This is a genomic window from Bacillus cereus group sp. Bc031 (genome assembly GCF_027716265.1).
GTDB classification, from domain to species: Bacteria; Bacillota; Bacilli; order Bacillales; family Bacillaceae_G; genus Bacillus_A; species Bacillus_A paranthracis.
In genome coordinates, this window is sequence record NZ_JAQFUL010000120.1 from 1 (window position 1) to 10,843 (window position 10,843).

The window sequence follows — 10,843 nt, forward strand, 5'->3', positions numbered from 1 at the left end:
AAAGTAAAAAGGGTATTACATTTTCAGAAAAGAGTAAACGATTAACGGGTATCAACATATATGTCTCAAATACGCCTCATTAATTTCTCCATTTATCTTTGCGATTTCCCAATTTCTCTTTGTTATTACTTTTGTAATCATTGTTATTCTCTCCCCGTACCTTTATATGGAAAAACAAGAGGTCCTTCTTTTTGTTACTAGAAAAGCCTCTTGCGTTTCATTTTTATTTTAATCCGTTAATTAAAGGCGATGCTTCCCCACTATGGAAAATCCATAAATCATGAAGTGATCTCGTACATCCGACATATAGTAACTTCGCATCGTGTTTTGTATTTTTGTAATGTTCTTCATCAACATCAATGAGTAGCACAGCGTCAAATTCTAGCCCTTTTGCCAAGTATACAGGTACTACTGAAATACCACCTTCATATTTACTTTGATCTGCTTCAATGACGTTTACAGCTACTCCTGCCTTTGTTAATTTCTCATATATATCGCGACATTCATCGTCTGTTCTTCCTATTACCGCAATTGTTTTCACATCATCATTTTGTAAATGTTTTAACGTCTTCATAATCTCATTAAATTGATCTTCTGCTTGAATTACTTTGACCTCTTCACCACTACGAAAAACTGGTGTCGCAAGCCCTACTGGAATCTCGGCGTTTTTAATTATTTCGTTCGCAAATTCAATAATTTCTTTTGTAGAACGATAGCTCCTCGTCAGTTCATAATAGCCTGTTTCTTGGAATACTTCCTTAAAAGCACTCCAATCTTCAATCCCTTGGTAATCATAAATCGCTTGAGATAAATCACCTAATATAGTGAAAGAATTACCTAATGTAATTTCTTTTAATACATAAACTTGGAATGGTGAGAAATCTTGCGCTTCATCAATAACGACGTGATGAAATTTCTGCCCGATTTCAATACCTGTTATGCGATGATGTATGTAAATTAAAGCGGGTAAATCTTCTACATACACTTCTTTTTTACGACAACTCTTCTCAGTTTCTTTCACAAGTTCCTCGGGTAATACTTCGAGTATTTCTTTGCTTTTCAATATTGAACTATATATTGAAAGCGAGCTCATTTTCGGCCAAAACTTCATATAACTGTTCAATCTCTTTGTCGCTTCTTTTTTTAATAATTTCTTCTCGTTTGTTTCGCCATACTTTTTTAGTTCAATTTCAATCCAGCGCTTCATTCGGCCAACTAAACGTTCTCTTCTTTTCTTTAATGGATAATGTTTATACTCAACTTGCATCCATTTTTTTATATCTTCCACTGGAATAACAGCTTTATCCCATGCCTCAAAATTACTTGTTGGCACTAGTTCTTTTTCAAATTGAACCATTTGCTCTTCAATAAAGGACTTAAATTCTAGCGTACCTTTCAATTTACCAAGCATAACCTTTCTTTCATCACGATTAATAGAAAATGCTTCTTTCAACTTTTCTTCTGTCTGCTTCAGTTTCACCGAATCATCTAACGTACGTAATGCCCAGTCCGGAAATGTTGTTTGACTAATATTCCCAACACCTAATTCAGGAAGTACACTCGAAATATAGTCTAAAAACAGACTATTCGGAGCGAAAACAATCATTCGCTCCGCTTCTAATTGCTCACGATATTCATAAATTAAAAAAGCAAGGCGATGTAAAGCGATTGTTGTTTTACCGCTTCCTGCAACCCCTTGAATAAGTAATGGTAAGTTTCTTTCCGCACGAATAATATCATTTTGCTCCGATTGTATCGTCGAAACAATATCCTTTAGTTTATTATCTTTATTCTCACCTAATCGATATAGAAGAAAATCATCAGCATGCGAGACATCTTCATTTCCTTTTACATATGTATCAACAACACGTTCTAATTCTCTTTTTCGAATAGAGATGTTTCGCTTTAAATAAACATCACCTTCTACTAATCCGTCTGGTGATTGATAAAACGCTAATTCATCACCGCCGGTAAATGAATAAAACATACTTGCGACAGGTGCCCGCCAATCAATTACAATTGGCTTCATCGTATCTTTATCTGAAACACCTACCTTACCGATGTAAATCGGCATAACTTCTTCCTTGCCATCCTCTTGAAAATCTAATCTTCCAAAGTACGGTTCTTGTACCCCAATACGTAAGTTTTGTCTATTAGACTCCCTCATACTTTCAAGAATTTGCTCTTTAAAATCATCGCCATAATAAACTGGGATTTTTTCAAGCTGTTCTAATTGATCATCCATCGTACGTAATGTATCTTTCATTTTTTGTAACTCTTCTTCAAAAATGTTGTTCATTTGATGATTCCCTCCTGTCCGTTCTAATTTTTCAGTCGAAATATAATTGTATTAAAAATCCAATTATAAAGTCAAGGACTTAATTTGTTTTTTCTGAAAAAACTTACTTTTCACCTTTCTAATATTGAAATTCCAATGAGATTTTTACATGATAAGAATATATAACATCTAAATCATACAACTACACATATAATAAAGTGATTTATACAAAAGCCGCTATTTTCTATTGATTAAAAGGACTTTATACTATCTAACTAAGTTTCCCTTACATACTCTCCAGCTTCTTTTCTAGTTATCTATTATTTCATTGATAAAATACCCAAGGTCACAAAAGTCAAAAATAAGAGTAAAGGAGTCTATTGAAAATGACTGCTACCAAAAGAAAAACCCTTAAGTTACATTTACTTATTTTTGTGTTCATTGTATTGGCTAGTGGCTGGATTGGCGTAATTCTAGATTCTTTTCTAACAGATCAGCCTGAAGGAAACTCTTTAGGCATGGGACTGTGGCTAATATTACCTTTCCTCTCATGTATTTTCCTTAGAGTTATTAGCCGAGATTGGAATGATTTTGGTATAAAACTAAATTTGAAGGCAAACTTTAAATGGTACTTCGTTGCGATACTAATTTACCCGTTCGTTACAGTAATAACGATAAGTTTAGCACTTATTTTTGGAGTAGCAAACATAACTAGTTTTGAAATATATTCGTTATTGTCACTCATATTCATGTCTACTATTGGTAACTTTATTAAAAATATTTTTGAAGAGTTTTCATGGCGCGGTTATTTAACTCCTAAGCTCATTGAACTAAAGTTAAACGATTGGTTTATTTATATTATTTCTGGTTTAGTTTGGTCGCTTTGGCATGCCGCTTATTATTTAGTTTTTTTACCAAATGAATATTTCGAATCTATTTCAAGGTTAAATATGCTTTTATCCGGTTGCATACTTATGGTTTCTTGGTCTATTATGTATGTTGAAATATATAGACTTACAAAGTCAGTATGGCCATGCGTTATCATGCATGCAATTGAAGATGCTGTTCCTACCGTTTTAGTTACAATAACAGGGATTATTACACTTACCAAAGGCAGTGATTTTTGGTTAAACCCTATTAGCGGAGTCGTTGCTACTATTGTATTTCTTGGAATTGGGATTGTACTAAGATCTATAAGAATTAAAAAAGAACGACAATTAAATACGAAAAACAGTCAATGATTCACACTATAAAGGCACAAAAGAGTAAGGAATTAATCCCTACTCTTTTTTTATTTTTATTCGATATGATAAACATTCATTTAAAGACGCTTGCTCTTTATATTTCCTCTCTTCAAAGTCATACGCTCCTCCTGGGAAAATCCCAACTATACTGAAACCAGCCTCTGCACATAAATTACTAATCTCACCTATCGTATAGCAACGTAAAGATTGTGTCACGATATCATTTGAAGAATCCTTTTCCCACCAGTGGTCCAGCATCCTAGCATTCTCACTATCATATTCATATTTTCGCATTGCAGAATAAATCGGCATTTCTTGTCCATTTGCTTTTTCCCAATATAATGGTTGATAAATATCAATAAGTGCACACCCATCATCTTTCAACCAATTATGGATTCGTTTTAATAAAACCAATTGTTCTTCATCTGTCCCTACACCAAATCCATCTAAATAACTAACAACATCAAACTTTTCTTCAAAGTTAATTTTATAAAAATCAGCGCGATGAATCTCAATATCACTAGTAGAATGTTCTTTAGCAAACATAACTAACTCTGGTACAAGCTCAACAGTAGTCATTTTTACATCCAAATTAGACATCGCTCTTGCAAAACCACCATTTCCAGCTCCTAGTTCTAACATCGTTTGAAATGAATATCCAATTTGTTCTTGTACTTCTTTCGCAACTTCCTGTAACCAATTTTCATTTTTTATATTATAGCTTAGTAATTCAAATTGTTTTTTATAAAATTCTTTTACATTTAATTCGTTCATTATTATTCTCCTCCTGTACGTTATTTTTCTACTACAGGTGAGAAACTAAATTTCTGATACCCATGAAAAATCCTCCTTTTGATTTCCCTACATTTACATTTTATCTAAATAATAAGAATTTTTAAAGTACCAAAAATAAAAGAGCAGATAATGGAAAATTCCAATATCTGCTCTATGGCTGCTATTATTTCCCTTGTTGATACTTCAACCAATCACCAGAAATGATAACTTTCTTTAGCATATTTTTATCTTGAGCGAGATACACATATGCCTCTATTTCCCTATCACCATCAAATACTATTTGTGTGATTCGTTCATATAAATCCGTCTCTGCATTACCTGTATATTCTTCTAGTTCGTCTAACTTATGCAATATGTCATCATTTACTTCATAAACTTCTCCATACACCTTTTCTTCATTCGAATAAGTCATCGCCGGATACCCTTCGTTTGTATCAAATAATTCCCCATACGTCCATGCTTCGTCTGCAATGCATATTGCACCTTGCATATAATGAGCATTCGTTTGCTTTTTTCTTAACGTGCCATACACAAAAACGTGATGCATTAATCCCTATCCCCTTTACATGTCACTACTTTCTAATTTGTAAATAAGCACGAATCATAAAGTAACTCACTTCATTCGGAAGTTGTTCCTTAATCGATTTCAGACCACCATCAGCATTTTGCACAGCAGTTTCAATCAGTTGTTCGTATTCTGCAGGAACAAAACTGTTCCAGTCTACTTCCATTCCATCTTCAAAACAACGAATTAAATGATTTTCAATCGTTTGTCTTGATAATCCACGTTCTTTCGCAATTTCATCTAGATTAATACCTTGTTTATACATTTCATACGTTTCCAAATGAGAATTTGCTGAAGCTTTCCCTGATTTCTTCCGTTCTGTCACCACTTCTGTTTTAATAGTTTCAGCATAGTTTGGGTTTTCCTCAATAAAGTGCTGAACTGCTTGTAAGAAGTGCGAACCATACTTCACAAGTTTGTGTTCACCAATCCCTTTCACAGTTAAAAGTTCAGAATCGCTTTGCGGCATTTTTGCGCACATATCTTTCAACGTTTGGTCAGAGAAAATAACGAATGGAGGTACCCCTTCTCCTTGCGCAATTTCTTTACGTACTTCGCGAAGTACTTCAAATAAAGGATGATCTTGAACGATTTGTCTTGTCTCTACTCGTTCTTTACGTAAAACATTCTCTTTACCAAGTAACACTTCTTTCCCTTTTTCCGTTACTTTTAGTGTCGGGTAAGTACCATGTTCAACTGCAATTAGCTCGTCTGAAATTAAAAACTCAATAAATTCACTCACTTCTTTTACACTACGATTTGATAAAAGTCCGTAAGTTGGCAAAGTATGAAAATTAAATTCAATGACTTTCTTATTTTTAGATCCAGTTAGTACTTGTGCAATCATTTGTTTACCAAATCGTTGGTTCGTCCTAATCATACAAGATAAAACCATTTGCGATTCTCTCGTCACATCGATACTTTCTCGGTCGTCTGTACAATTACCGCAGCGGCCACAATCTTCTTTTGGTTCTTCTCCAAAGTATTGCAAAATAAATGATTGTAAACATTGTTCTGTATGACAGTAGTCAGTCATATTTTGCAGTTTTTCAAGTTCGTTTGAAAAACGAGACTCTCCTGTCGATTGATCAATTAAAAAGCGTTGTACTTGTACATCTTGAGAAGAATAAAGCAATATACATGCACTATCTAATCCGTCACGGCCAGCACGTCCTGCTTCTTGGTAATAACTTTCCATATTTTTTGGAAGTTGATAATGGATAACGTAACGAATATTCGATTTATCAATACCCATCCCAAACGCAGATGTGGCTACCATTACACTCACTTCATCACGTAAAAAGAGTTCTTGTTGCTCATTTCGATCGTTATCACTCATACCGGCATGATATTTTGATACAGAAACTCCCGCTTTCATTAAATCCTCATACAACTGATCAACTACTTTTCTAGTAGCTGCATATATAATCCCAGATTCCTTTTGATTTTGACGAATATAATCCGCTAAATATGCATTACGATCTTGTCCTTTAATAACAGAAAATGATAAGTTCTCGCGCTCAAACGTTGTCATAATCGTGTTTTCTTGATTAATTCCAAGCGTGTTGCAAATATCATCACGAACTTGTGGTGTTGCCGTAGCAGTTAATGCTAATACGAGCGGTTTTTCTGGAAGATAATCTAATATACGGTGTATATGTAAATAGCTCGGACGGAAATCATGTCCCCACTGCGAAATACAGTGCGCCTCATCAATGGCAATCATCGGGATTTTCATATCGATCAGTTGGTCAACAAACTCCATTGAATCAAGTCGCTCTGGCGCTACATAAAGTAACTTATAATGGCCCTGTTTCGCTAATTGAATTCGTTGATTCGCTTCTGTAATTGAAATAGAACTATTAATATATGTAGCTGAAATACCATTTTGTACTAATGTATCTACTTGGTCTTTCATAAGTGATATTAAAGGCGATATAACTAACGTTGTTCCTTCAAATACTAATGCGGGAATTTGATAACAAATTGACTTACCACCACCTGTAGGCATAATACAGACAGTATCTTTCCCATCTAATACATTTTTAATTGTTTCATCTTGTCCTCTTCGGAATGACGAATAACCGAAATAAGACGCTAAAAGTTCTTGTGCTTTTGTAAACAAAAAAGAGTCACCTGCTTTTCTTTATCTTTCATCTACTCCTATTATATCATCTCTTATGCATCATGAAAGTGATGAATACATGACTATCAGCCTGCTTTTTCATTATTTTATGCTTCTTTACGTTTTTGAGAATGATTAGCAATTATAACGAATTTCAAAATAAATACACATTTTATTAATTCTCCTTGAATACTACTAATCTTATACATATGAATTCAGGAGGTTACTATATGAAGCACCATAATATTAGTTTCATCAAACAGAAAAGCGTATCGAACCAACCCCAATTCTCAAATAATGAAGCGTGGAAATATGAATCATACTATAAGTACCAACCATTATTTTCTTATAGAAAGCTTTTTCATTTTCTTTCTCAACTTTTTAAACGTTAATACAGGTGCGAAATAGATCATTCATAATAATTTTCTCAATATAACCCTTATAGACTTACTGCAATACAGTTGGTATTATATGAAATATTCTGTTGGATAAACCCCTTAAGTTGACCTGCTTATATAAGCGGGTCTTTTTTAATTTATATATATTTCATAACACTTTTAGATGTAATTATAAATCTTATCACCATTTTATAATCTTAATCCACTCACTACAAATGGTCATAATTACAAAAGGTAAAATATAAATGCTTAACATTTAAATATCTAATTCTTTTTTCTCAATACACAAAACGAATTTCACTTGTTACTATAAAGGTACTCCAGATGAGTTTTTGCTCATCGACATTATCTAGTGAAAGGGATCTGCCGCGGGAAGCAGGTCCCTTTCACTTTATTAAAGACTCACTTTCAATTGGACACATTTACCAGGTTTTTTTAATAGAATTTTATGATAATATTACGTAGTCGAGTCCGACATCTCGGCAATACCCTTTTGAGGCTCTGCAACTTCCCTTGCAGAGCCTCTTTTACTTTATATTCAATTTATTTATATATAACGCAATAAAATTCCTCATCTTTTTCCATAGCAATTTTTGAAAATAAACGAGGACACGTAACTAAAAATAAATTTCCATCATACTTTGAGTTATACATGTTCAAAGGAGTGTTACCGTTTATGTATACTTATTGGCAATCGTATTACTCCCCCTATCATAACCCTTATGTACACTTTGATACATCTGTACGTAATTTCCGAATTAGTAAAAACGAGAACTTTCTAAAAGGTTATATGCGTTCTTTATGGGAACAACATGTCGCTTGGACGAGATTAGCTATTATAAGTATTGTTTTCAATTTACCCGACATAAACGTTACAGTTGGACGGCTTCTTCAAAATGCAACACATATGGGACTATCTCTTGAACCATTCTATGGTGAAGATGCAGTAAAAAAATATATTGCATTAATTAAAGACCACTTAGTAATTGCAGCAGATCTTGTTAAAGCTGCAAAAGCTGGTGACCAAAACGCAGCTGTCGCTATAGAGAAAAAATGGTACGCTAACGGTGATGAAATTGTAGTGTTTCTTACTAGCATCAACCCATATATACAAAAAGAAGAATTTACACAAATGTTTTATGAACATCTAGCATTAACAAAAGCAGAAGCACTGGCATTTCTAAATAAAGATTATGAAGCAGGAGTAAAATTGTACGATAAAGTTGAAAAAGAAGCTTTAGAAATTTCCGACATGATAACAAACGCAATCGTAAAGCAATTCCCGCAAGTATTTCAATAACAATAAGCCGATTTGAAAACCAAATCGGCTTATCGAACTTTCTAGCAATGATATTTCACCTGTCCTCTTTACATTTAACGTATATCGATATATTTTATTAATATCCGTTTTTTATAGGAGGAAACAGTTTGATTAACGCCATTGGTCTCGTATTTATACTTACAAATAAACATGAGAAAAAGAAGAAAGTTTATCTAAATGAAAAATTCGCATTAATAGACATTATTGATTCTAAGGAAGTAATTGATGATGAAGGGAACTCACTAGTAGAACTAACATGTAAATACAGTATATATTTAGATGAAAAATACTACTGTAAATCTCTTGATGATTATACTGGACAAGTCTTTCCCTTTTTAAGTGCTAAAATAGGAAAAGGACTTCTCAGAAACTTAAATTATTACTTTTCTTACGTTGATGCCTATGATAAAAAACCACCCGTTAAAGAAATTAGACCACTTATGAAACAAGTAACGAACAGATAGTGAAAATACTAAAAAGAAAGCATCTCACTTCAGATGCTTTCTTTTTTATCTAGAACTCTTTAAATTCTATCCTTCTTCTAAAAATATGTATTGAGGCATACTTTAAATTAAAAACATTGGAGGATTAAAGTGAATGAAATACTCAGAAACGATAGTTAGTAAACGCCTTCGAACACTTAAAATATGTAGTATGTTTATCATGCTAGTTTTAATCGCATGGATTGGATATACAAAATTACTTTATGAAAACGGATTTCTTCAAGAAAAAAAGAATTCAATAGAAGTAATGAATACTAGCATTACAGGAGAAATAGAGCAGCTTTTTCATATAAACTTGCAAGGTTATCGAAAAACAAGCCTTGATGCTGTTATAGAAGCCAGTAAAACAGATCCAAGCGAACTATCCCTAATTGAACTAGTCAACAAATCCTGCTCGCGAGATTGCATAGGCGAACCAGTCACATATGTAAACTCAAACAATGGATATATCTTTTATAAGGAATCTAATGGAACTAATGTAGCTATAACGATTAAAAAGAAAGACACATGGTTAATTGTAAAGAAATCTGTTCAAGATGGAATATAATCACCCAAAAAAAGAGTACGTATCGTACTCCTTTTTATTATTAATACCTTTCCTCTTCATGCCTACAATGGCATTTCGCTTTTGTTTTACATAGAGTTAAAAGATTACATAAAAATAAAAAACCGTCACATGACGGCTTTTTATTTAGCAAACTACTCTTTTGTATAAAAATATTTAAGTCCTTTAGCATCTAACCACGCTGTCGCTCGATCTAATTCATTCCCTTGGCGATATGCTGTTTCAAATCTAACTAATCCTTGTTTATCTCCATATGAGATAATACGAGATTCATACCCCAGAGCATCCATCATTCCTAACATTTCTACTACTAACGCTGTACCAAATTCATACGTAACAACTTTACTAAATTTATTCACTATAATTCCAACTCCTTCTTGTTTTATCGATTGTTCAATAGTTTGATTAGTAAACCAAACTAACGGCTTATTTCCCATTAACTTATTTAAATCACATTTTCCTATGCCAGCTACATTCCCTGTTTCTGTGTATTGCCAAATATCACATGGGTAGGCTGGTTTGTTACCACCATAACGAGGAATCCATACAAAATCACAATTGACATTTGCCATTCCAAATGGATCATACATATGATGAGCAATATATAAACCAACCTTCTTAGCTCCTAATCTGCGTAATTCATCAATAAAAGCTTGTGCACCCGCTCTCATATCGTTCATTGTTTTTACTTCTACGTCAGCTACCCAAACTGTTGCATTTTTATCACCACGGTTCCAAAAGTCTCTCGCCTCTATCCGTGCATCCTCTACTGAAACGAAACGACAGAACGCATAATTACCAAACGGAATATTTCTTGCTTTCATTGCTTGCACATAATTTTTATATAAAGGATCTACATAATTTGAACCATCTTGCACACGTGCAATTACAAAATCTAATTGTGGTGCTGCGATATCCCAGTTAATGTCGCCATTCCATTTCGAAATATCTACAATATAACCCATTATTTCACATCTCCTCGTATGATTAAGTTAGGTTTTTAGGGACGGGATGTACCTATAAACCCAAGGGTATCTATTTTTATGAGA

Annotated in this window: 9 protein-coding genes and 1 pseudogene; 4 read left to right on the forward strand and 6 right to left on the reverse strand. The window is 33.4% G+C overall.

Features of this window, described 5'->3' with window-relative positions; all coding sequences use genetic code 11:
- Window positions 1-63: 63 nt before the first annotated feature.
- Together PDQ33_RS26590 and PDQ33_RS26595 are read right to left on the reverse strand one after the other, a co-directional pair.
- Window positions 64-141 (reverse strand): annotated as a pseudogene (locus PDQ33_RS26590) (DUF952 domain-containing protein); the annotation flags it as partial.
- An 82-nt stretch (window positions 142-223) separates the two neighbouring features.
- Entirely contained in the window at window positions 224-2,299 is a 2,076-nt protein-coding gene (locus PDQ33_RS26595; protein ID WP_001059515.1) for a HelD family protein, read from the reverse strand.
- A 365-nt stretch (window positions 2,300-2,664) separates the two neighbouring features.
- On the opposite strand from PDQ33_RS26595, the gene PDQ33_RS26600 reads away from it, so the two are divergent.
- Window positions 2,665-3,519 (forward strand): CPBP family glutamic-type intramembrane protease, encoded by an 855-nt coding sequence (locus tag PDQ33_RS26600; protein WP_000127497.1) that lies wholly within the window; start codon window positions 2,665-2,667, stop codon window positions 3,517-3,519.
- A 39-nt stretch (window positions 3,520-3,558) separates the two neighbouring features.
- Here the strand turns inward: PDQ33_RS26600 and PDQ33_RS26605 are convergent, their stop codons facing one another.
- The 3 genes from PDQ33_RS26605 to recQ all read right to left on the reverse strand — a co-directional run bounded on the left by PDQ33_RS26605 (window position 3,559) and on the right by recQ (window position 7,007).
- Window positions 3,559-4,296, reverse strand: coding sequence for an SAM-dependent methyltransferase (locus PDQ33_RS26605; protein WP_076872154.1), 738 nt, complete (start codon window positions 4,294-4,296; stop codon window positions 3,559-3,561).
- Between the two features lie 184 nt (window positions 4,297-4,480).
- Window positions 4,481-4,864, reverse strand: a complete 384-nt coding sequence (locus PDQ33_RS26610) for a gamma-glutamylcyclotransferase family protein (RefSeq protein WP_000546576.1) — start codon at window positions 4,862-4,864, stop codon at window positions 4,481-4,483.
- A gap of 25 nt (window positions 4,865-4,889) precedes the next feature.
- The gene (gene recQ, locus PDQ33_RS26615; protein ID WP_000494287.1) at window positions 4,890-7,007 is read right to left on the reverse strand and encodes a DNA helicase RecQ; all 2,118 of its coding nucleotides are present in this window, start codon (window positions 7,005-7,007) and stop codon (window positions 4,890-4,892) included.
- A 1,074-nt stretch (window positions 7,008-8,081) separates the two neighbouring features.
- Between recQ and PDQ33_RS26620 the strand changes: the two genes are divergently transcribed.
- The 3 genes from PDQ33_RS26620 (at window position 8,082) to PDQ33_RS26630 (ending at window position 9,776) form a co-directional block, all read left to right on the forward strand.
- Window positions 8,082-8,705, forward strand: coding sequence for an acetylglutamate kinase (locus PDQ33_RS26620; protein WP_270756899.1), 624 nt, complete (start codon window positions 8,082-8,084; stop codon window positions 8,703-8,705).
- 128 nt (window positions 8,706-8,833) lie between these two features.
- Window positions 8,834-9,190 carry a hypothetical protein gene (locus tag PDQ33_RS26625; RefSeq protein ID WP_000606238.1) on the forward strand — a complete coding sequence of 119 codons (357 nt, stop codon included), beginning with the start codon at window positions 8,834-8,836 and terminating at the stop codon, window positions 9,188-9,190.
- A gap of 133 nt (window positions 9,191-9,323) precedes the next feature.
- Complete coding sequence (locus PDQ33_RS26630; RefSeq protein ID WP_000877581.1) at window positions 9,324-9,776, forward strand: hypothetical protein; 453 nt, start codon at window positions 9,324-9,326, stop codon at window positions 9,774-9,776.
- Window positions 9,777-9,928: 152 nt separating this feature from the next.
- Here PDQ33_RS26630 and PDQ33_RS26635 read toward each other — a convergent pair whose 3' ends face one another.
- Window positions 9,929-10,759: a GH25 family lysozyme gene (locus PDQ33_RS26635; protein WP_270756898.1), complete on the reverse strand. Its 831-nt coding sequence runs from the start codon at window positions 10,757-10,759 to the stop codon at window positions 9,929-9,931.
- Window positions 10,760-10,843: the final 84 nt, after the last annotated feature.